The following is a 21,605-nucleotide window of genomic DNA, read 5'->3' on the forward strand; positions in this document are numbered from 1 at the left end:
CACATGGCGACCACACTTTTGGACCACCCCCGCGGCCTCGCGTTTTCCGATGCGCTGATGCGCGAGGTGAAGGCGCGCTTCCTGCTCGTGGACCACGACCACCACGGCCGTGAGCGCCTGTACTTCGACAACGCCGGCGGCTCGTTCCGGCTCAAGGCTGCGGCCGAGCGTTTCGCAGCGGTCGATGCGATTCCCGACAACGCCGAGCGCATCCACGCGACCGCCGTCGAGCTGCAGCAGATCCAGGCGAAGGCCGGCGAGGACCTGCGCACCATCCTCCATGCGCAGGGCGGCAGCGTCTATGCCTCGCTCACCGCCTCGGGCGCCATGTTCGACATGGTGCGCGCGGTGGCCGAGAACGTGCCGGGCACGAACATGGTGACGACCGTGCTGGAGCATCCCTCGGCCTTCGATGCGATGAGCCTCTACGCGAGCCGGCTCGGCCGCGAGCTGCGCGTGGCCAGGAGCAACCCGGTGACGGGCGGCGTCGATGTCGAGGAGATCGTGCGCCTCGTGGACAAGGACACGTGCCTCCTGAACGTGATCTACGCCTCGAACATCTCGGGCGCCAAGCTAGACATGGCCGAGATCGTGCGCCGCGCGCGCGCAATAAAGCCCGACCTGTACATCCTGGTGGACGCGGTGCAGCACGCGCCGCACGGCCTCATCGATTTGCAGAAGACGCCGGTGGACGGCATCAACCTCGCGCCCTACAAGTTCTTCGGCTGCCGCGGCTCGGGGCTCTCGTGGATGTCCGAGCGCGCGGCCGTGCTGCCGCACCACAAGCTCGCGGGCAAGAAGCCGGACTTCTGGGACCTGGGCAGTTCGGCGCCGTGGCAGTTCGCCGCGCTCACGGAGATCGTCGACTACGTGTGCTGGATCGGCGGCCAGTTCACCGATGCCACCGAGCGCCGCGCGCTGTTCGTCGAAGGCATCGGCCGCATCGAGCTGCACGAGCGCGCGCTGCTCGCCGCGCTGCTCGACGGCATCGGCAACGCGACCGGGCTGCGCGAGATGCGGGGCGTCGAAGTGTTCCTCGACCACGAAGACCTCACCCGGCGCGACCTGATCCTGGGCATCGGCTTCGACCGCATCGACTGCACGCAGGCGGTGGTGGAGTACGGCAAGCGCGGCGTCACGGTGTACGAGCGCGTGGCGACCAGCATCTACTCGAAGCGGATGCTGGAGTCCTTCGGGCTCGAAGGCACGGTGCGCGTCTCGCCGCTGCATTGCCACTCGATGGCCGACATGGAGAAATTCCTGCGGGTCACGCAGGAGATCGCGGCGCTGTAGCCGCGCAGCCGAGCGAGTTCAGGCGGCAGGCGCGGCTGTGCTGACCATGCGCGCAGCCACGCGCGCGTGGGCGATGTGCCCCGCGCCGGCCCGCTGCAGGCCGTTGACCCCCGCCGCGTCGTACCGGGCCACGGTCTCGTCGCCGTCCAGGTCCTCGGTCAGCACGAGGCCGGTCTCCAGCAGCAGCGCATCGAGCGTCGCCGGATCGAAGCCCGAAAGGAATGCCTCGCCGACGGAAGACACATCGCTGCGGAGCTTCCGGAACCCCTCGGTGCCCGCATGGCCGGGCTGCAGCGCCGCTTCGTCGATGTAGGTGAAGACCAGTTCGCTCCCCGCCGGCGCAACCGTGGCAATGGCGCGCAGCGTCGCAAGATTGGCCTCGCGCGTGAGGTACACGGTGACGCCGAGCCACGAGAAGAAGGCCGGTTGCGCCGGATCGAAGGAAGAGCGTGCAAGGGCCGACTGCAGCGTCTCCTCGGACAGGTCCGCCGCCACGAAATGCACGTCGTCGGATTCGGCGATGCCGCAGTGCCGCAGGCGCTCGCGCTTCAACTGCTGCGTCGCGGGATGGTCCACTTCATAAACCTGCAGCCCTTCGGCCCACGCCGGGCGGCGGCAAAGAAAACTGTCGAAGCCCGCGCCGATGAGCACGTACTGCGTGATGCCGCGCGAGACCGCGGCCTCCAGCATGTCTTCGGTGTAGCGGCTGCGCAGGATGACGCCGGGATAGGCCGCGTTCGCGCGCATCGCGGCGTCCAGCACCTGGGCCGGCGCGGCCTCGGCGCGCACCGCGGGGTCCAGCCGCGCCATCGCCCGCTCGCGGAGGCCAGCCTGCACGGACTCCGGCACGAGGCGGTCGCCCCACGGGTCGTCCAGCAGCGGCGCGGGATCGCCGCGTGTGTGAAGCGCGCGCATCAGCGAGGTGACGAGGGCGGTGTAGCTGGCTTTGGATGGGTCCATGGGGAGGCTCCGGGCTGGGGATGACGGGCAGCGGGCTTTGTGCGACGCTTGCCGCGGGTTCTACTTCATTCTCCGACGACGACCTTCATGACCGCCTCCCACCGCCGCCCCGTTCCGCTCGCCAAGGCCTATCGCCTCCTGAACCACGGCCCCACCGTGCTCGTGAGCGCCGCGCATGGCGGGCAGCGCAACATCATGGCGGCCGCGTGGGCGATGCCGCTGGACTTCGATCCGCCCAAGGTGGCCGTGGTGCTCGACAAGAGCACCTGGACGCGCGTGCTGCTCGAAGGCGCGGGCACCTTCGCGCTGCAGGTGCCCACGCGCGCGCAACTCGACCTGACGGAGGCACTGGGCAACAGCTCGGGCCGGGAGATCGTCGAAACCTCGGGGCGCGACAAGTTCGCCGCGTATGGCCTTCAGACTTTCGCCGGCACGGCAACCGATGCGCCGCTGCTCGAAGGCTGCGCGGCCTGGCTCGAATGCCGTCTGTTGCCCGAGCCGCCGATCCAGGAGCGCTACGACCTCTTCCTCGGCGAAGTGATCGCCGCGCAGGCCGATGTGCGCGTGTTCGCCGACGGGCGCTGGAACTTCACCGGCCATGACGACCTGCGCACGCTGCACCACGTGGCAGGCGGGCACTTCATCGTCGATGGCGAGGCGGTGGATGCGCGGCCACTGCCGCCGGTGCAGCGCTAGCTGGCGCGTCGGCAAGGCCAGCGTGGCTTCCGGCACCCAGGGGCGAGCAGGACGGCGGCGCCGATCGGCAGGAGAGGAGGCCGCGTTCGCACATGCGGGTGGCGAAAGTGCCGGCCATGCCTGACCCGTCTCAAGGGTAGTAATAGCCGGCGGTCAGTCCGATCGATGCGTACGCGCTGCGTCCGTGGATCCCGATGTAGACATCGCCGGGCGGGGGATTGCTGATCCCGACGGATTCGTTGCTGCCGTTGACGTAGGGGCGCTGGTCCCAAGCTGTCAGCGACGGGAGTCCGCCGAAGCGGACGTACATGTCGCCATCGCCACCGCCGACGGGGCCGGTCATGTCGATGTTCAACTGCCTGACGCCTGGGGGCACTGTGAGCCTGTAGTAGCTCCAGCTGCCGGTGTCGCCTGCCAGGCCTTGGACGGCCCGGTTGTCCACGAGCTGGGTAATGGGTGGCCGGGTGTCCATCTTGAAGGTGCGCACCATGGCGTCCCATCCAGTCCCGGGGCCGTCGGCAGGCGAGCCGCTGGTCCATGCCACTGCAAAATTTCCCACCGGGTCCATTGCCAGATGCGGGCTGGATGCTGGTTGAATCAGAGGCGGGTCGACTCTCGATTCGTTGGTGATCGGCGTTCCATCGCCGTGGAATTGTCTGGCCGCCAATGCAGAGTCCGGGCCACCGCCGATCACGCCTTTTGGTGCGACCCACGAAACGACAAAATCGCCATTCTCCGCAATTGCCGCGGTGGGCTCGGAATAAAAATCGACAAGGCTTTGATTGACTCGCGTACTTCCGTTTCCGGTGGGATTGCCATTCGCGTCGAAGGCCCGGGCATAAACGATATAAGTGGAATTCGACCCATTGGGAAAGGCATTGGTCCAGACGACGACGGATTTCCCTCCGGGTTCCATGGCAATACTGCCGGCCATATGCACTCCTGTCGAGGCATGGCTGGCGACAATGACCGGAGTCAGCGCAACACCTGCGCGGCTGAAGCGCTGCATCACGCTATAGGCCGGTGCCGAAGAACCGGCTCGGCTCGTCCATAGCAATGCGATATTTCCGGCACTGTCCGTGGCAATTGAATTGGGGCCGGAGAGCGTATCCACGGGACCCGTTGCAACGATGATTTCAGGGCCGATTGGCGTTCCGCTGGTATTGAATCTCCTGATGGCAAGATTTCGGGGAACATTGAATACGTTGGGGTACGAATAGGCTACGGTCATATTGCCATCCGTATCCATGCTGGCAGCCGCATTCAATGAATCGGGGGTCGGGCTGAAATTGGACAGCAGATTTCCGCTCCTGTCATAGGCCATGACCATTCCGGATATTCCGGTTTGACCCGCCAGAACGAAATTGCCGGTGCGGTCGACGGAGAGTTTCGAATATGTTGGAGGAAGTTGGATTTGCTGTTTTGTCAGAAAAGGCGATCCCGATGACTTTATTCTTTGGGCGTACGTGGCATTTGCTGCGCCATCTCTCCAGATGAGGAGTTTTTCTCCGTTGAATCCTGCGGCGAACAAACCGGACGTTTGATTGCCGGCCGTGTCGGTGTTCACCATGACGGGATCTCCGAGCGGCACCGCCTGCCCGGCCGGCGCAAAGACCAGTCCGGGCAGGCAGGCCAGCGAGATCCAAAGTCGTTTCAGCAAGGGATGAGGCATGGATTCCTTCTTTCCAAAGTTGTGATTGCCACGATGGGCTCTTCGACGGATGGACGGGTCGAAGAAAGACAGGTCGCTGGTTTCGTCCGGATCGGCGCATCGATGCGTCGCGACACCCCGTATCGCCGGCGGACCCTCCGCACCCCGAATGGCTTCCCCAGGCGCCAGCGTATGCCCCACCGGCCTGCGAGATCGTGAAATCCTGGTCGATGAAGTCGCTGCGCAGAGGGACTTGTCGTTCGCGTTCCACACCGAGTTCCCGGGGCGGCCTGGGTACCAGGACTTTGGTTTGCGGGTGTGGGCTTCCTGTCATCGATTTTCAGTAGCGCCACCTGACCGTTGCGGTTGCGGAAGGCAAGCGCTTCGACGCGTTGCTGCCGCGCAGGATTCGGCGCCGCCATCGCGCCGCGCGATGCGCCGAGCCTCGAACACACCTTGCCGCTGGCGCTGGCGGTTCAGGGCCCGCGCTTGCGCGCCTTGGGCGCCACCAGCATGCGCCGCAAGGCCAGCGTGCCCACGACGGCCGCCACCACGACCAGCAGCACGGTCCACACCGTGTCCGCCCTCGACGCGTCCGTGGGCCAGTCGCCGACGAACAACGTGCCGGTGTTGTAGGTGGCATGCAGCGCGATGCACGGGATGAGCGAGCGGGTGCGCTCGTAGAGCCAGCCGAGCACCAGGCCCAGCACCAGCCCGACGAGGAACTGGTAGATGTTCAGGTGCGCGGCCCCGAACAGCACGGCTGAGCCGACGATGGCATGCCAGCGCGCATAGCGCTGCAGGAAGCCGCGCAGCACGATGCCGCGAAACAGCATCTCCTCGAGCAGCGGTGCCACGACGCACACCGCCAGCGTGGCGGCGACGCTGCCGTCGGCCATGCGGCTGAACAGGGATTCTTCCCACGGCGAGAGCGGCGCGACCAGCACCAGGAGGTTGAGCGCCGCGATCACCGTCATCATCAGCGCCGGCACGAGCAGCAGCGCCGGTGGCACGACCGTCGTCAGCGTGGTTCGCACGGAAATCGGCGAGGGGTGGAAGAGCTGGCGGTACGTGAGCTGCTGGTAGTGCATCACCACCGCGAACACGCAGCCGTTGCCCAGCACCGTGGAGAGCACGCCCAGCTGCATGCCGTTCAGCCCGAGCCAGCCGTTGGCGTCGCGCAGCGCGGCACCCACGACGAGTTCGCAGAGAAACAGCGCCACGAACAGCAGGACGGCCTGCACGGCGGAGGGAAAGGCCGTGCTTTTCGGGGAGGGCATGAAGTGGGCGCGGAGTGTGCGGTGGGTGGGGGCGGGGAAGGCCGCGCATATTACCGTCGCCCCGCCATAGAACGGACGCATCCCGCGCCCGAATGGCCAACTACAGCACGAACGGAATGAAGCGCCGCGTGCGGCGCATGTAGTCGCGGTAGGTGTCGCCGAAATGCGAGATGCATTCCTTCTCGTCGCTGAGCGCGGTGAGCACCAGCAGCAGCGTGGCGGCCAGCACCAGCGCCAGCGTGAGCCAGGTGAACTGCTTGAGGAAGGCGCCCCAGGCCAGCAGCATCAGCGCGGTGTACATCGGGTGGCGGATGTAGCGGAAGGCGCCGGAGGTCACCAGCGAGGAGGTCTTCTCGAAGCCGTAGAGCGCGGGGTCGTCATTGCGCGCATCGCTCGGCTTGCCCTTGGCCTTGAGCAGCCGCACCGCGTGGATCGGCAGCCAGATCGACAGCGCCAGGAATATGCAGGAAAGAATCTGCGTCACCGAGAACGGATCGACATGCCACACCGGCAGGTTCACCACGATCAGCACCAGCATGCATTCCCACGCGAAGAAGCGGTAGAAGCCGTGCGAGCCGGGCTGCCGCAGCGGGCCGCGCGAGACGTACAGCAGGGCGGCGGTGCCGGCGACGAGAAGAAGGAGCTGGAGCCAGAAGAGCATGGCGGCCGAATTTACACGCGCCGCCCGCCTTCAGCCAGAGATAGAAAACCCGCCATCGACCGGAATCGCGGTGCCGGTCACGTAGTCCGAGGCGGGGCTCGCGAGAAACACCGCCGTGCCGGCGATGTCGGCCGGCTGGCCCCAGCGGCCGGCGGCGGCGCGGGCCACCACGCGGTCGTACAGGCCCGGAATCTGGCTGCGCGCGCCATCGGTCAGTTCGGTCTCGAACCAGCCGGGCAGGATCGCGTTGACCTGGATGTTGTCGGCCGCCCACGAGAGCGCGGTCGACTTGGTCAGCTGCACGATGCCCGCCTTGCTCGCGGCGTAGGCCGGCGCGTAGGGTGCGCCGAAGATCGACATCATCGAGCCGATGTTGATGATCTTGCCGCCGCCCGCGCGCTGAAGGTGCGGGTGCGCGGCGCGGCTGCACAGGAAGGCGCTCGTGAGGTTGGTGCCCAGCACCTTGTTCCACTCGTCCAGGGACAGCTGGTCGACGGGTTTGCGTACCGTGGTGCCGGCGTTGTTCACGAGGATGTCGAGCCGGCCGCTGCGCGCGGCCGCTTCGTCGAATGCCTTCTGCACCGAGGCTTCGTCGCTCACATCGACTTCGAGCGCGAAGCTGTCGCTGCCCAACGCCTTCAGCGCCTCGACCGCAGCGGCCGACTTTTGCGCATTGCGTGCCGCAACGATGACGCGGGCGCCGGCCTTCGCAAGGCCTTGCGCCATGCCCAGGCCTATGCCGCCGTTGCCGCCGGTGACGAGCGCGACTTTGCCTGTGAGATCGAACATCAGGTGGCTTCCGGTTTCTTGGAGACGAGGGTCAGGATATCGTAGCTGGCGACCACCTCGCCCTCCTGGTTCGTCACCTCGACATCCCAGGCCACCACGCCCTGGCCCTGGCCGCTCGCGTCCTTCTTGTTGCGGTCGATCTTGCGCTTGCAAGTGAGGCGCGCGCGGATGGTGTCGCCGATGCCCACGGGCTTGACGAAGCGCAGCGTGTCCAGGCCGTAGTTGGCGAGCACCGGGCCCGGCGCGGGCGAGACGAACAGGCCCGCCGCCGCCGACAGCACGAAGTAGCCGTGCGCGATGCGCTTGCCGAAGGGCGATTCCTTGGCCGCGACCTCGTCGAAGTGCATGTAGAAATAGTCGCCCGAGATGCCGCCGAAGGCCACGATGTCGGCCTCGCCGACGGTGCGGCGGTGCGTGAGCAGCGAGTCGCCGATGCGCAGGTCCTCGAAGTAGCTGCGGAACGGGTGGACGTCGCTCTCGCGCACGGCCGCGCCGCGCACGTGTTCGCCGGTGATCGCAGCCAGCATCGTCGGCGAGCCCTGCACCGCGGCGCGCTGCAGGTAGTGCTTGACGGCGCGCAGGCCGCCGAGCTCTTCGCCGCCGCCCGCCCGGCCGGGGCCGCCGTGCTTCAACTGCGGCAGCGGCGAGCCGTGGCCAGTCGATTCGACGGCGGCCTCGCGGTCCAGCACCAGCAGGCGGCCGTGCCATGCGGCGGCCACCGGAATGGCCTTGGCCGCGATGGCGGGGTCGCGCGTGACCAGCGTGCCGACGAGGCTGCCGCGGCCGCGTGCGGCCAGGGCCAGCGCTTCGTCGATGCCGTCATAGGGCATCAGCGTGCTGACGGGGCCGAAGGCCTCGACGTCGTGCGCGGCGTCGTGTTCCAGCGGCTTGCGGCTCAGGAGCAGCGTGGGCGCGAAGAAGGCGCCTTCGGCCACGCCATCGCCCACTGGCGAGAAGCCGTCGCGCTCGCCGTAGACCAGTTCGGCGCCCTGCAGCAGCGTGGCCACGCGCTCGGCCACGTCGGCCTGCTGCGCGTGCGAGGCGAGGGCGCCCATGCGCACCTCTTCGCGCGACGGATCGCCGATGACCGTCTTTGCCAGGCGCGCGCGCAGGCGCTCGGCCACCGCATCCAGGTGCTGGCGCGGCACGATCGCGCGGCGGATCGCGGTGCACTTCTGGCCGGCCTTGGTGGTCATCTCGCGCGCCACTTCCTTCACGAAGAGATCGAACTCCTCGTCGTCGGGCGTCACGTCGGGCGCGAGGATCGCGCAGTTGAGCGAGTCGGCCTCGGCGTTGAACGGGATCGACTGGCGCACGATGTTCGGATGCACGCGCAGCTTGGCCGCGGTGTCGGCCGAGCCGGTGAAGGTGACCACGTCCGGCCCTTCGAGGCGATCGAGCAAATCGCCCGTGCCGCCGATCACCAGCTGCAGGCTGCCCTCGGGCAGGATGCCCGACTGCACGATGAGCCGCACGGCCGCCTCGGTGAGGTAGCTGGTGGCCGAGGCCGGCTTGCCGATGCACGGCATGCCGGCGAGGAAGCTGGGCGCGAATTTCTCGAGCAGGCCCCAGACCGGAAAGTTGAAGGCGTTGATGTGCACCGCCACGCCGCCGCGCGGCACCAGGATGTGCGTGCCCGCGAAACCGCCCTTCTTGCCGAGCGAAAAGGCCGGGCCTTCGTGCACGAGGTTGCCCGAGGGCAGCTCGTTGGAGCCGATGCCGGCATAGGCGCTCAGCGTGCCGGCGCCGCCTTCGATGTCGATCCAGCTGTCGGCGCGCGTGGCACCCGTGTGGGCCGAGACGGCGTAGAGCGTTTCCTTGTTCGCGGCGAGGTACTTGGCCAGCGCCTTCAGGCGCTCGGCGCGCTGCTGGAAGTCCAGCTTCATGAGCGCGGGGATGCCGGTGCGGCGCGCGTACTGCAGCGCTTCGGCGAAGTCGATCGCCTCGGCATGCGTCGCGGCCACGGGCTTGCCGTTGACGGCGCTGCGCAGCTGCTGCGCGCTTTCCTTGCCGATCCAGCGGCCGGCGATGTAGCTTTGAAGGGTGGTCATGGAAGTCCTTGAACGTCTTGGGGTTCAGGCGACGGCGGGTTCCGCGTTGCGGTTGCCGATGCCCAGGTAGGTGTCGATGATTCGCTGGTCGTGCAGCAGCTCGCGCGCATTGCCTTCGAGCGCCACGGCGCCCATCTCCAGCACGTAGGCGCGGTCGGCCACCTGCAGCGCGGCGCGCGCGTTCTGCTCCACGAGCAGCACCGAGACGCCATGGCTTCGCAGTTGCGAGACCACGCGCAGCACCTCGCGCACGACCAGCGGCGCGAGGCCCAGCGAGGGCTCGTCGAGCATCAGCAGGCGGGGCCGCGCCATCAGCGCGCGGCCGATGGCCAGCATCTGGCGTTCGCCGCCCGAGAGCGTGGAGGCCATCTGCGGCTTGCGCTCGCGCAGGCGCGGGAAGATGGCGAACACCTCCTCCATGCGCGCGCGCTGGTCGCGCTTGCCCTTGCGCCACTGGTAGAAGCCGCCGAGCAGCAGGTTGTCTTCGACCGACATCTCGCCGAACAGCTCGCGCCGCTCGGGCACGAGCGCCACGCCGCGCGCGACCATGGTCTCGACACCGGGACGCGCGATGCGTTGGCCCGAGAGCGTGAGCGCGCCTGTCGAAGGCAAGAGGCCCATCGCCGCGCACAGGAGCGTGGTCTTGCCCGCGCCGTTGGGGCCGATGACGGTGACGATCTCGCCTTCGTTCACATGCAGGCGCACGCTGTGCACCGCTTCCACGGTGCGGTAGGCGACGCAGAAGTCCTGGAGTTGGAGGAGGGGAGCGGTCATCGTGCGTCTTCCAGCAGTTCGTCGTCGGCGCCGCCGAGGTAGGCCTCCAGCACGCGCGGGTTGGCCTGCACTTCGGCGGGCGTGCCGGTGGCGATGACGGTGCCGAACTCCAGCACCGTGATGCGGTCGGCCAGGTTCATCACGAATTCCATGTCGTGTTCCACCACCAGGATGCCCAGGCCCTCGGCGCGCAGCTGGCTCAGCAGCACGGAGAGGGCGCGCTTTTCCAGGTGGCGCAGGCCCGCGGCGGGCTCGTCGAGCAGCAGCACCGAGGGCTGGCCGGCCAGGGCGCGCGCGATTTCCACGACGCGCTGCTGGCCGAGCGAGAGCGACGCGGCCGGCGTGTCGGCGTGCGCGCCGAGGCCGCAGCGTTCGATCTGCCGGCGGGCCTCGGCCATCAGCGCGGCTTCTTCGGCGCGGTCCCATCGCAGCATCGCGGCGAGCCAGCCGCGCTTCGCACGCAGGTGGGCGCCGAGCGCGACGTTCTCGACCACGCTGCGCTGGCCGAGCAGGCGCACGTGCTGGAAGGTGCGGCCCAGGCCCAGGGCGGCGAAGGCGCGCGAAGGCCGGGTCGCCATCGATTGGCCGCAGAGCCGCACCTCGCCCGAGGTCGGATCGTCCACGCCCGAGATCATGTTGAAGAAGGTGCTCTTGCCGGCGCCGTTCGGGCCGATCAGCGCGTGGATCTCGCCGGCCTTCAACGTCATCGAGATCGCGTTGTTGGCGACGAGGCCGCCGAAACGCTTGCTCACGTCGCTGGCTTCGAGCAGCAGCTCGCCCGATGCGGGCAGCGCGCGCTGCGCGAGCTGCACCGTGGAGGGGTGCACCGCGGCAGGCGCAACCTTGCGCGTGTCGTCGCGCACCCAGCGGCTCGCCAGCCGTGCCAGCGTGGGCCAGAGGCCGTCCGCAAAGCGCTGCAGCACGAAGAGCATGAGCAAACCGAACACGATCACTTCGAAGTTGCCGCTGGTGCCCAGCAGCGCGGGCAGCACGTCCTGCAGCTTCTCTTTCAGCAGCGTGATGAGCGCCGCGCCGAGCACCGCGCCCCACAGGTGCCCCGCACCGCCGACCACCGCCATGAACAGGAGCTCGATGCCGATGTTCAGGTTGAAGGGCGTCGGGTTCACGAAGCGCTGCAGGTGCGCATAGAGCCAGCCCGACACCGCCGCGAGCAGCGCGGCCAGCACGAAGAGCTTGATGCGGTGGCGCGCCGTATCGACGCCCATCGACTCGGCCATGAGACGCCCGCCCTTGAGCGCGCGGATGGCGCGGCCTTCGCGCGAGTCGAGCAGGTTGTGCATGGCCCACAGCGCGAGCAGCAGCACGGCCCAGATCACCACGCCCAGCGCACGCGGCGTGGCGAGCGAAAAGCCCGCGACCACCAGCGGCGGCACGCCGGTGATGCCGGTCTGCCCGCCCAGGAACTCCATGTTGCCGAACAGGTAGTAAAGGCCAAGGCCCCAGGCGATGGTGCACAGCGGCAGGTAGTGGCCCTGCAGCTTGAGCGTGACCGCGCCCAGCGCCCAGGCGAGCGCGAAGGTGAAGACCAGGCCCAGCGCGAGGCCGGCCCATGGCAGCAGCGCGGGGCTCACCGCGTTGCCCATCCACGCAGCGGCGGTGGGCGAGGTGCAGATCCACGCGGTGGCATACGCACCCATGCCGACGAACGCGGCCTGGCCGAAGGAGGTCATGCCGCCCACGCCGGTGAGCATCACGAGGCCCGCCGCGACCAGCGCATAGAGCCCGATGTTGCTCAGCACGGACACTGTGAACTCGGGCAGGAAGCCCCAGGCCAGCGCGAGCGCGACGACGAAGACCAGCGTGAGCTGGCGCGGCGTGACCAGCGGCTTGCCGGCGGGCGGCGCGTTCACTGCAACGGGAGCGGCGGAATTCGGAGACGGGTTCATTCCTCGTCCTCCACATGATGGCTGCGGAGCGACCGCCACCACAGCACGGGAATGATCAGGGTGAAGACCAGCACTTCCTTGAACGGGCTGGCCCAGAAAGAGGCGAAGGCTTCGAGCTGCCCGACCAGCAGCGCGCCCACGAGCGCCAGCGGATAGCTCGCCAGGCCGCCGACGATGGCCGCGACGAAGCCCTTCAGGCCGATCAGGAAGCCGGTGTCGTAGTAGACGGTGGTGATCGGTGCGATGAGCAGGCCCGACACCGCGCCGATGAGCGCCGCGAGCGCGAAGCTCAGGTCGCCCGAGAGTTCGGTGGGAATGCCCGAGAGCCGTGCCCCGACACGGTTGATGGCGGTGGCGCGCAGCGCCTTGCCGACCATCGAGCGTCCGAAGAACAGGAACATCGCGATCACCAGCAGCAGCGTGACGCCGACGACGACCAGCGATTGCCCGCTGACCGCGATGCCGCCGATGTCGAAGCGCGCGTCCGAGAAGGCCGTGGTGCGCGAGCCTTCGGCGCCGAAGAACAGCAGGCCCAGGCCGACGAGCACGCCATGCAGCGCGACCGAGACGATCAGCAGCATCAGCACGTTGGCATCCGCCAGCGGCCGGTAGGCCAGGCGATAGAGCAGCGGGCCGAGCGGCATGATGAGCAGGAGTGTGGTGAGCGTCTGACCCGCCATCGAGGTCGGCTTGAGCAGCAGCACCAGCGCGGCAGCGGCCAGCGGCAGCACCACGCACCATGCGAGCGCCGAGGCCCAGTCGACCACCGCGCCGCGCTTCCAGCGCCAGAGTTCGACCACCAGCACCATCACAGCGAGCGCGAGCAGCAGCCACAGCGTGGCCGGCACGCGGCCGGCCTGCAGCATCGCCATCGAGAGCGCCCCGAAGGCGACGAATTCGCCCTGGGGAATGAAGATGACGCGGGTGACCGAGAACACCAGCACGAGGGCGAGCGCCATCAATCCATAGACGGCACCGTTGACGATGCCGTCCTGCCCCAACAACAGGGCGATCTGCAAATCCATAAAAGAACCTTTGGGCTCGGCCCGTGTATCGAATCAGTGTCTGCCGCACATGCCGGCCACAGCGCTGCATTGCGCCTTCCCCCTCTGGGGAAGGTTGGGATGGGGGCCGCCGCCGCCTTCACGGCTGCGCGGAGGTCGATGCAGTCATGCCCCCGCCCCGGCCCTCCCCGGAGGGGGAGAGAGCAAGGCAGGAATCCTTCAGGGCTGGTATTTCCAGGCGCCGTTTTCGATCTTGACCATCACGCGGGCGCGTTGGTCCAGGCCCAGGTGGTCCTTCTCGGTCATGCTGAACACGCCATGCGCGCCCGACACTTCCTTGACCTGCTCCAGCGCATCGCGCAGCGCCGCACGGAATTCCGGCGTGCCCGGCTGTGCCTTCTTCAGCGCGACCGGAACGGCCGACGTCATCAGGAGACCCGCATCCCACGCGTGCGCACCGAAGGTCGACACGGTGCCCTTGCCATTGGCCGCTTCATAAGCCGACACGTAAGCCAGCGCAGACTTCTTCACCGGGTTGCTGGCAGGCAACTGGTCGGCCACGAGCACGGGGCCCGCGGGCAGGAAGGTGCCTTCCACGTCCTTGCCGCCGACGCGCAGGAAGTCGGCGTTCGCCACGCCGTGCGTCTGGTACATCTTGCCGGTGTAGCCGCGCTCCTTGAGCGTCTTTTGCGGCAGCGCGGCCGGCGTGCCCGAGCCCCCGACCAGCACGGCGTCGGCCTTGGAGGCCATGATCTTGAGCGCCTGGCCGGTCACCGAGGTGTCGCTGCGCGAGAAGCGCTCGTTGGCGACCACGGTGATCTTCTTGAGCGCCGCGGCCTTGGCGAATTCTTCCGACCAGCCTTCGCCGTAGGCGTCGGAGAAGCCGATGTAGGCGACCGTCTTCACGCCGTTGGCGGCCATGTGCTCGGCGATGGCCAGCGACATCATGATGTCGTTCTGCGGCGTCTTGAAGACCCACTTCTTCTTGGCGTCCATCGGCTCGATGATGCGGGCCGAGGCGGCGATGGAGATCATCGGCGTCTTGGCTTCGCTCACCACGTCGATCATGGCCAGCGAGTTGGGCGTGGTGGTGGAGCCCAGCACGATGTCGACCTTGTTCTCGGCGATCAGCTTGCGGGTGTTGGCCACGGCGGCGGTGGTGTCGGAGGCATCGTCCAGCACGATGTAGTTGATCTTCTGGCCGCCGATGGTCTTGGGCATCAGCGCGATGGTGTTCTTCTCTGGAATGCCGAGCGAGGCGGCCGGGCCGGTGGCCGACACCGTCACGCCGACGGTGACGTCGGCCCACGCCGCGGCGGCGGTGGCGCACAGCGCTGCGATCAGAAGAGGCTGGAAGAATTTCATTTGGGCTTGTCTCCGGGTTGAAAAATCGTTGAGGCCTGAAGTATCAACGCTCGTCGAAGGACAAGGTGACACGTTCGGTGAGGGGGTGCGCCTGGCAGGTCAGCACGAATCCTGCGGCCACTTCATTCTTGTCGAGCGCGAAGTTGCGTTCCATGCGGACTTCCCCGTCCACGCACTTGGCGCGGCAGGTGCCGCACACGCCGGAGGTGCAGGAGAACGGCACTTCCAGGCCCGCGGCCGAGGCCGCGTCGAGGATGCTGGGCTGGCCTTCGGTGAAGGTGATCTCGCGCTGCAAGCCGTCGCGCACGATGGTGATGCGGGCCTGCTTGGCGTCGCCCGGCAGCGGCTCGTGCACCACGGCGCCGACCTGTGTGGCCGAGGGCAGTGCCACGCCGAAGCGCTCGATGTGGATGCGGTCTTCCGGCACGCCGGCCGCCAGCAGCGCGGCCTCGGCCTCGTCGTTCATCTGGAACGGGCCGCAGACGTACACGTGGTCGATGCGCCTGGCCGGCACCACCGATGCGAGGAATTCGCCGATCTTCTCGCGGTTCATCACGCCGAAGCCCAGCGGCGAATCGGTGTGCTCGTCGGAGAACACGTGCAGCAGCACGAGGCGCGTCATGTAGCGGTTCTTCAGGTCCTCGAGCTCTTCCTTGAACATCGTGGACTGCAATTGCCGGTTGCCGTAGATCAGCGTGAAGCGGCTCGCGGGCTCGCGCGCCAGCACCGTCTTCATGATCGAGAGGATCGGCGTGATGCCGCTGCCGCCTGCGATGCCGACGTGGTGTCGGGCCGAGGCCGGCTCGATCGGCACGAAGAAGCGGCCCTGCGGCGCCATCACCTGCAGCGTGTCGCCCGGCTGCAGGTTCGCGTTGATCCAGTTGGAGAACACGCCGCCGCGCACCTTGCGCACGCCCACGCGCAGCTCGCCGTCGTCCAGGCCCGCGCAGATCGAATAGGAGCGGCGCAGGTCCTGGCCGTCGATGTCGTGGCGGAGGGTCAGGTACTGGCCCTGCGTGAAGCCGAAGACTTCCTGCAGGTCGGTGGGCACCTCGAACGAGACGATGACGGCCTCGTGCGTGTCGGGCTCGATGGCCTTCACGCGCAGGGGGTGGAAAAGGGTGCTCATCGTGGGGAACGTCTCAGATTGGCTTGAAGTGTTCGAAGGGTTCGCGGCAGGCCACGCAGCGATACAGGGCCTTGCAGGCCGTGGAGCCGAAAGCGGAGAGGCGTTCGGTGCGCTCGCTCGCGCAGCGCGGGCAGGCGATGCGTTCGCCGGCGATGCGGCCGAAGAGCTTGATCGGCATTGCGGTGTGGGCGGCGGCTTCGGGCGTGAGGTGGGCCGGCGGCGCGATGCCGTAGGCCTTGAGCTTCGCGCGGCCTTCGTCGCTGATCCAGTCGCTGCTCCAGGCGGGCGCGCGGCGCAGCGTGGCGCGTGCGCGGCCGAGGCCCGCCGCTTCGATGGCGGCCAGCACGTCGTGCTCGATGGCTTCGGTCGCGGGGCAGCCGGAATAGGTCGGCGTGAGCACGATCTCCAGGCCGTCGTCATGCGCGATCACCTCACGCACGATGCCCAGGTCGCACACCGACACAGCGGGCACCTCGGGGTCGAGCACCGTGTGCAGCACGGTCCACGCCGCATCGACGCGAGAAGCCAGCGCGTTCATCACCACACGCCTCCGGGGAAGCTGCGCTGCAGGTGCTGCATCTCGGTGAGGATATAGCCCATGTGCTCGCTGTGCACGCCTTGCTTTCCGGTGCTGCGGAAGGCGGCTTCCTTGGGCATCGCGAGGCCGGCGGCGTCGAGCACCTGCTGCATCTCGGCGAGCCACGGTTCGCGCAGTTCGCTCCACGCGGGGCCGAGGCCACTCGCGCTGGCTTCTGCATCCACCGCATCGCTCTCGAACAGCTCGGGCACGTAGAGCCACAGTTGCTTCAACGCCTTCTCGGTGCGGCGGCGCGATTCATCGGTGCCGTCACCCAGGCGCACGACCCAGTCGGCCGAGTGCTGCTGGTGGTAGCGCGCTTCCTTCACGGCCTTGCCGGCGATGGCGGCCACTTCGGCATCGCTCGATGCGGCAAGCCGTTGCCACAGCAGCTTGAGCAGCGTGGCGACCATGGTGTTGCGCAGCACGGCAAAGGCGAAGTCGCCGCGCGGCAGCTCGACCAGCGTGAGGTTGAAGTAGTCGCGCTCGTTGCGCAGGTAGGCGAGCTGGTCTTCGTCGTGTTCGCGGCCCTCGATGTGACCGGCATGCGTGAGCAGGCCACGCGCCTGGCCGACCAGGTCCAGCGCGATGTTGGCCATCGCGATGTCTTCTTCCAGCACGGGCGCATGGCCGCACCATTCGCCCAGGCGCTGCGCGAGCACGAGACACGTGTCGCCGATGCGCAGCAGGTATTGCACGGCGGGCGTGCGGTTCAGTTCGATCGATGCTTGCATGATGTTCCCGTCAATGGCCGCTCACATGTGGTCCACGGACTTGGGCAGCGCGTAGAAGGTCGGATGGCGGTAGACCTTGTCTTCGGCCGGATCGAAGTACATGTCCTTGTCCGCCGGATCGCTCGCCACGATCTGCTCGGAGCGCACCACCCAGATGCTGCTGCCTTCCTGGCGGCGCGTGTACACGTCGCGCGCCATCTGGATCGCCATCTTCGAATCGGCTGCGTGAAGGCTGCCGCAGTGCTTGTGGTCCAGGCCCGCCTTGCTGCGCACGAACACTTCCCACAGGGGCCACTCTTGCTTGGTCGTATCGGCGCTCATGCGGCCTCCTTCAATGGTTGTTTGTTGGCATGGGCCATCGCGGCTTCGCGGACCCATTCGCCGTCGTCCCACGCATCGACGCGGGCCTGCAGGCGCTCGCGGTTGCAGGGGCCGTCGCCGCCCACCACGCGCCAGAACTCGCTCCAGTCGATGGTGCCGAAGTCGTGCGCCTGGCGTTCTTCGTTCCACTTGAGATCGGGGTCGGGCAGGGTCACGCCGAGGATGGCGGCCTGCTCGACGGCGGCATCGATGAACTTCTGGCGCAGCTCGTCGTTGCTGAAGCGCTTGATGCCCCAGCGCATCGACTGCGCCGAGTTGGGCGACTGGTCGTCGGGCGGGCCGAACATCATGATCGAGGGCCACCACCAGCGGTCGACCGCGTCCTGCACCATCGCCTTCTGCGCGTCGGTGCCGTGGGTCATCATCGTGAGCAGCGCCTCGTAGCCCTGGCGCTGGTGAAAGCTCTCCTCGCGGCAGATGCGGATCATGGCGCGCGCATAGGGCGCATACGAGCAGCGGCAGATCGGCACCTGGTTCATGATGGCCGCGCCATCGACCAGCCAGCCGATGGTGCCCATGTCGGCCCAGGTGAGCGTCGGGTAGTTGAAGATCGAGCTGTACTTGGCCTTGCCGCTGTGCAGCGCGTCGAACATCTGGTCGCGCGAGGTGCCCAGCGTTTCTGCGGCCGCATACAGGTAGAGGCCGTGGCCGCCTTCGTCCTGCACCTTGGCCAGCAGGATGGCCTTGCGCTTCAACGTGGGCGCGCGGCTGATCCAGTTGCCCTCGGGCAGCATGCCGACGATCTCGGAATGCGCGTGCTGGCTGATCTGGCGCACCAGCGTCTTGCGGTAGTGCTCGGGCATCCAGTCTTTCGCCTCGATGAAGTCGCCGGCGTCGATGTGGGCGTCGAAGCGTTCTTCGAGCTGCATCTCCTCGGCGGAGCGCACGGCCTTCTTGCCGTCGCCTGCGTCCTTGCCCATGGTGTCCATGGCCTGGGTGTACATGTGCGTGTCCTTTCGGTGGGGTGTGGGGGGCAGCTCAGCGCGGGCGCGTGTCGATCACGCGGCGTGCCTTGCCGGTCTGGGTGCGTTCCATCTCGTCGGGCGCGTGGACCACCACGCGCGTGGAAATGCCGATGAGCGTCTTCACGCGGTGCTGCACCCATTCGCCGATGGCGGTGCGGTCCGCGGAGGCGGCGTCGGCGGGGTTGAGTTCGCAGTGCACCTCGACCTGGTCGAGCTTGTCGGCACGGCTCACGTGCACCTGGTAGAGGCCCGAGAGGCTCTTGTGCGCGAGCACGATCTCCTCCACCTGCGTGGGGAAGACGTTGACGCCGCGGATGATCATCATGTCGTCGCTGCGCCCGACGATCTTGCCCATGCGGCGGAACGCGCGCGAGGTGGGCGGCAGGAGGCGCGTGAGGTCGCGCGTGCGGTAGCGAACGATCGGCATCGCCTCTTTACTCAGCGAGGTGAAGACCAGTTCGCCTTCTTCGCCATCGGCCTTCAGCTCGCCGGTCTCGGGGTCGATGATCTCGGGGTAGAAATGGTCTTCCCAGATCACCGGGCCGTCCTTGCTTTCGACGCATTCGCTCGCAACGCCCGGGCCCATCACCTCGGAGAGGCCGTAGATGTCGACCGCGTCGATGCCGGCCTTGGCCTCGATGTCGCGGCGCATCGCCTCGGTCCACGGCTCGGCGCCGAAGATGCCGATCTTCAGCGAGCTGTCTTTCGCGTCGAGGCCCTGGCGTTCGAACTGCTCGATGATCACCTGCATGTAGCTGGGCGTGACCATGATGATGTTCGGCTTGAAGTCCTGGATGATCTGCACCTGCTTCTCGGTCTGGCCGCCCGACATCGGGATGACGGTGCAGCCCGCGCGCTCGGCGCCGTAGTGCGCGCCGAGGCCGCCGGTGAAGAGGCCGTAGCCGTACGACACGTGCACCATGTCGCCGGGCCGCCCGCCCGCCGCGCGGATGGAACGGGCGACAAGGTCGGCCCAGGTGTCGATGTCCTTGAGCGTGTAGCCGACCACGGTCGGCTTGCCGGTGGTGCCCGACGAGGCATGGATGCGCGCAACGTTTTCACGCGGCACCGCGAACATGCCGAAGGGGTAGTTGTCGCGCAGGTCGCTCTTCACCGTGAACGGGAACTTCGACAGGTCGGCGAGCGACTTCAGATCGTTCGGGTGCACGCCCTTCGCATCGAAGGCACGACGGTAGTGCGGCACGTTGTCGTAGGCGCGCTGCAGCGTGGCGCGCAGGCGGGTGAGCTGCAGCGCGGTGATCTCGTCGCGGCTCGCGGTTTCGATGGGGTCGAATTCGCCGGGGGCGGGGTGTCGGGCGGTCATGGTGGGTCTCGTCTCTTCGGTCTCTTCGGTCTCTTCAGGCGGCAACGGCGGGTCGGCCCTTGGCGGTGTAGGAGCGGCCGCGGAACATCGCGATGCGCTCGCCGCGCTGGTTGGTGATTTCGGTGTCGTACACGCCGGTGCGGCCGGCCTTGGAGACCTCGTGGCAGCGCGCGGTGAGCATGTCGCCCTCGCGCGCGGGGGCGATGAAGTCGATCGAGAAGCCCGAGGCCACGGTCAGCTCGTTGTACGAGTTGCAGGCGAAGGCGAAGGTCGAGTCGGCCAGCGTGGCCATGAAGCCGCCATGGCAGGTGGCGTGGCCGTTGAGCATGTCGGGGCGAACGCGCATCTCGATGGTGGCCTGGCCGGGGCCGACCTCGACGATGCGCATGTCCAGGCCCTTGGTGGCGTTGTCGTTGGCGAGCATGCCGTCGCGCACGTACTCGGCCGTCTGCTGGGGCGTGCGGGTGGATTCGGGGGCGCTGTGGGTCATGGCTCAGCGGTCCTTGAACACGGGCGCGCGCTTGGCGCGGAAGGCTTCGACGCCTTCGCGGTAGTCGTCGGCATTGCCCATCTCGCGCTGCAGGCGCGCTTCTTCGGCGAGGGCGGCCTCGAGGTCCATGTCCTGCGCGGCGGCCATCGCCTGGCGGGTCGCAACGAGGGCGCGGGTCGGCATGGCGGCCAGTTTCGAGGCGAGTGCGGCGGCCGCGTCGGGCAGTGCCGCGTCGTCCACGCACTGCCAGATGAGGCCGATGCGCGCGGCTTCTTCGGCGGGGAGCTTGTCGCCCAGCAATGCGATGCCGAGCGCGCGTGCCGAGCCCACCAGGCGCGGCAGCAGCCAGGTGCCGCCGGTGTCGGGCACCAGGCCGATCTTGGTGAAGGCCTGGATGAAGCTGGCCGAGCGGCCGGCCACGACGAGGTCGCAGCACAGCGCGAGGTTGGCGCCCGCTCCCGCGGCAACACCGTTCACGGCGGCCACGACCGGCACCGGCATCGAGCGCAGGCGCGCGACGAGCGGGGCGTAGTACGTGGAGATCATGCGGCCCAGGTCCTTGGGCGCGGCGCCGGGCGTGGGGTCGGGCGCAACGGCGGGATCGGCGAGGTCTTGCCCGGCACAGAAGGCGCGGCCGGCGCCGGTGAGAACGACGCATCGAACGCCGTCGTCTCCGGCTGCGAGTTCCAGCGCGGCCATCAACTCGGCATGCATCTGCGTCGTGAAGCTGTTGAGCGCCGCGGGGCGGTTCAGGCTCAGCGTGCGGACCGCGCCGGCGTTGCTGGTGAGAACTAAAGGTTCTGACATGGGGTGTCTCTCATCCTTGTGGGGGTACGAATCGGCTCGCAAACACTATTGACCGACCGTTCGGTTGATTTTAGGATCGAGCTCAATCCCGACACAAGCGGGTTGATTCAGGGCAAACCCTGAGTCCCCCAAAAAAAGGAGACCGACCGAATGCCCAGCTATTCCATCGACGGCGTGATTCCCGTCGTCGACCCGAGCGCCTACGTGCACCCCAGCGCGGTGCTGATCGGCGACGTGATCGTCGGCCCGAACTGTTATGTCGGCCCCTGCGCGAGCCTGCGCGGCGACTTCGGCCGCATCGTGCTGCAGGAGGGCTCCAACGTGCAGGACCACTGCTGCATCCACGGCTTTCCCGACAACGACACGGTGGTGGAGGTCAACGGCCACATCGGCCACGGCGCGATCCTGCACAGCTGCATCGTGCGGCGCGATGCGCTGGTGGGCATGAATGCGGTGGTGATGGACGAGGCCGAGATCGGCGAGAAGGCCATCGTGGCGGCCTGCGCCTTCGTGCCGGCCGGCATGAAGGTGCCGGCGCGCTCGCTGGTGTCGGGCATTCCGGCGAAGGTGAAACGCGAGCTCAGCGACGAGGAGATCGCCTGGAAGCTCGAAGGCACGCACGTCTACCAGGCGCTGACGGTGCGCAGCCTGGAGAGCCTGCGCGAGGTGGCGCCGCTCGCCGAAATGGAGGCGGAGCGCCCGCGTCTGCCGGCCATCGACGTGCGTTCGCTCATCGCCACGCGGCGCGGATAACCCGTCGCCCGCTT

Annotated in this window: 21 protein-coding genes; 3 read left to right on the plus strand and 18 right to left on the minus strand. The window is 67.8% G+C overall.

The window, feature by feature from the left end:
• Positions 1-3 precede the first annotated feature (3 nt).
• Entirely contained in the window at positions 4-1,293 is a 1,290-nt protein-coding gene (locus BM133_RS25220) for an aminotransferase class V-fold PLP-dependent enzyme (RefSeq protein ID WP_093439972.1), read from the plus strand.
• 18 nt (positions 1,294-1,311) lie between these two features.
• On the opposite strand, the gene BM133_RS25225 is transcribed toward BM133_RS25220, so the two are convergent.
• The gene (locus tag BM133_RS25225) at positions 1,312-2,253 is read right to left on the minus strand and encodes a class I SAM-dependent methyltransferase (RefSeq protein ID WP_093439975.1); all 942 of its coding nucleotides are present in this window, start codon (positions 2,251-2,253) and stop codon (positions 1,312-1,314) included.
• Between the two features lie 87 nt (positions 2,254-2,340).
• On the opposite strand from BM133_RS25225, the gene BM133_RS25230 reads away from it, so the two are divergent.
• The gene (locus BM133_RS25230; protein WP_093439977.1) at positions 2,341-2,949 is read left to right on the plus strand and encodes a flavin reductase family protein; all 609 of its coding nucleotides are present in this window, start codon (positions 2,341-2,343) and stop codon (positions 2,947-2,949) included.
• Between the two features lie 130 nt (positions 2,950-3,079).
• Here the strand turns inward: BM133_RS25230 and BM133_RS34815 are convergent, their stop codons facing one another.
• From BM133_RS34815 to BM133_RS25315, 17 genes are all read right to left on the minus strand, one after another.
• A complete protein-coding gene (locus BM133_RS34815) occupies positions 3,080-4,621 on the minus strand; it encodes a PPC domain-containing protein (protein ID WP_143100216.1) in 1,542 nt (513 codons plus the stop codon).
• A gap of 455 nt (positions 4,622-5,076) precedes the next feature.
• Positions 5,077-5,880: a CPBP family intramembrane glutamic endopeptidase gene (locus BM133_RS25240; protein ID WP_093439982.1), complete on the minus strand. Its 804-nt coding sequence runs from the start codon at positions 5,878-5,880 to the stop codon at positions 5,077-5,079.
• Positions 5,881-5,980: 100 nt separating this feature from the next.
• A complete protein-coding gene (locus BM133_RS25245) occupies positions 5,981-6,541 on the minus strand; it encodes a methyltransferase family protein (RefSeq protein ID WP_093439985.1) in 561 nt (186 codons plus the stop codon).
• 30 nt (positions 6,542-6,571) lie between these two features.
• Positions 6,572-7,330, minus strand: a complete 759-nt coding sequence (locus tag BM133_RS25250; protein ID WP_093439987.1) for an SDR family NAD(P)-dependent oxidoreductase — start codon at positions 7,328-7,330, stop codon at positions 6,572-6,574.
• Complete coding sequence (gene paaZ, locus BM133_RS25255) at positions 7,330-9,381, minus strand: phenylacetic acid degradation bifunctional protein PaaZ (protein ID WP_093439990.1); 2,052 nt, start codon at positions 9,379-9,381, stop codon at positions 7,330-7,332. The genes BM133_RS25250 and paaZ overlap by 1 nt, the downstream gene beginning before the upstream one ends.
• 24 nt (positions 9,382-9,405) lie before the next feature.
• Positions 9,406-10,155 (minus strand): ABC transporter ATP-binding protein, encoded by a 750-nt coding sequence (locus BM133_RS25260; RefSeq protein WP_093439993.1) that lies wholly within the window; start codon positions 10,153-10,155, stop codon positions 9,406-9,408.
• Positions 10,152-12,062, minus strand: coding sequence for a branched-chain amino acid ABC transporter ATP-binding protein/permease (locus tag BM133_RS25265; protein ID WP_093439995.1), 1,911 nt, complete (start codon positions 12,060-12,062; stop codon positions 10,152-10,154). Before BM133_RS25265 ends, BM133_RS25260 begins: the two co-directional genes overlap by 4 nt.
• Complete coding sequence (locus BM133_RS25270) at positions 12,059-13,087, minus strand: branched-chain amino acid ABC transporter permease (RefSeq protein ID WP_093439997.1); 1,029 nt, start codon at positions 13,085-13,087, stop codon at positions 12,059-12,061. Before BM133_RS25270 ends, BM133_RS25265 begins: the two co-directional genes overlap by 4 nt.
• A gap of 198 nt (positions 13,088-13,285) precedes the next feature.
• Positions 13,286-14,431, minus strand: a complete 1,146-nt coding sequence (locus BM133_RS25275; protein WP_093440000.1) for an ABC transporter substrate-binding protein — start codon at positions 14,429-14,431, stop codon at positions 13,286-13,288.
• 43 nt (positions 14,432-14,474) lie between these two features.
• The gene (gene paaE / locus BM133_RS25280; RefSeq protein ID WP_093440002.1) at positions 14,475-15,560 is read right to left on the minus strand and encodes a 1,2-phenylacetyl-CoA epoxidase subunit PaaE; all 1,086 of its coding nucleotides are present in this window, start codon (positions 15,558-15,560) and stop codon (positions 14,475-14,477) included.
• Positions 15,561-15,573: 13 nt separating this feature from the next.
• Positions 15,574-16,098, minus strand: coding sequence for a 1,2-phenylacetyl-CoA epoxidase subunit PaaD (gene paaD, locus BM133_RS25285; protein WP_093440005.1), 525 nt, complete (start codon positions 16,096-16,098; stop codon positions 15,574-15,576).
• Positions 16,098-16,871 carry a 1,2-phenylacetyl-CoA epoxidase subunit PaaC gene (paaC, locus tag BM133_RS25290; RefSeq protein ID WP_093440006.1) on the minus strand — a complete coding sequence of 258 codons (774 nt, stop codon included), beginning with the start codon at positions 16,869-16,871 and terminating at the stop codon, positions 16,098-16,100. Before paaC ends, paaD begins: the two co-directional genes overlap by 1 nt.
• A gap of 21 nt (positions 16,872-16,892) precedes the next feature.
• Positions 16,893-17,192, minus strand: a complete 300-nt coding sequence (paaB, locus tag BM133_RS25295; protein ID WP_093440009.1) for a 1,2-phenylacetyl-CoA epoxidase subunit PaaB — start codon at positions 17,190-17,192, stop codon at positions 16,893-16,895.
• Entirely contained in the window at positions 17,189-18,196 is a 1,008-nt protein-coding gene (paaA, locus tag BM133_RS25300) for a 1,2-phenylacetyl-CoA epoxidase subunit PaaA (RefSeq protein WP_093440011.1), read from the minus strand. Before paaA ends, paaB begins: the two co-directional genes overlap by 4 nt.
• Positions 18,197-18,230: 34 nt before the next feature.
• Positions 18,231-19,541 (minus strand): phenylacetate--CoA ligase PaaK, encoded by a 1,311-nt coding sequence (paaK, locus tag BM133_RS25305; protein ID WP_093440396.1) that lies wholly within the window; start codon positions 19,539-19,541, stop codon positions 18,231-18,233.
• 34 nt (positions 19,542-19,575) lie between these two features.
• Positions 19,576-20,031 carry a hydroxyphenylacetyl-CoA thioesterase PaaI gene (gene paaI, locus BM133_RS25310; RefSeq protein WP_093440014.1) on the minus strand — a complete coding sequence of 152 codons (456 nt, stop codon included), beginning with the start codon at positions 20,029-20,031 and terminating at the stop codon, positions 19,576-19,578.
• Positions 20,032-20,034: 3 nt separating this feature from the next.
• Complete coding sequence (locus BM133_RS25315) at positions 20,035-20,838, minus strand: enoyl-CoA hydratase-related protein (protein ID WP_093440016.1); 804 nt, start codon at positions 20,836-20,838, stop codon at positions 20,035-20,037.
• 150 nt (positions 20,839-20,988) lie between these two features.
• On the opposite strand from BM133_RS25315, the gene BM133_RS25320 reads away from it, so the two are divergent.
• On the plus strand, positions 20,989-21,591 hold the full coding sequence (locus BM133_RS25320; RefSeq protein ID WP_093440019.1) for a phenylacetic acid degradation protein PaaY: 603 nt from the start codon (positions 20,989-20,991) through the stop codon (positions 21,589-21,591).
• Positions 21,592-21,605 lie beyond the last annotated feature (14 nt).

The sequence above is a fragment of the Variovorax sp. 770b2 genome (assembly GCF_900115685.1).
In the GTDB taxonomy this organism is placed as follows: Bacteria; Pseudomonadota; Gammaproteobacteria; order Burkholderiales; family Burkholderiaceae_C; genus Variovorax.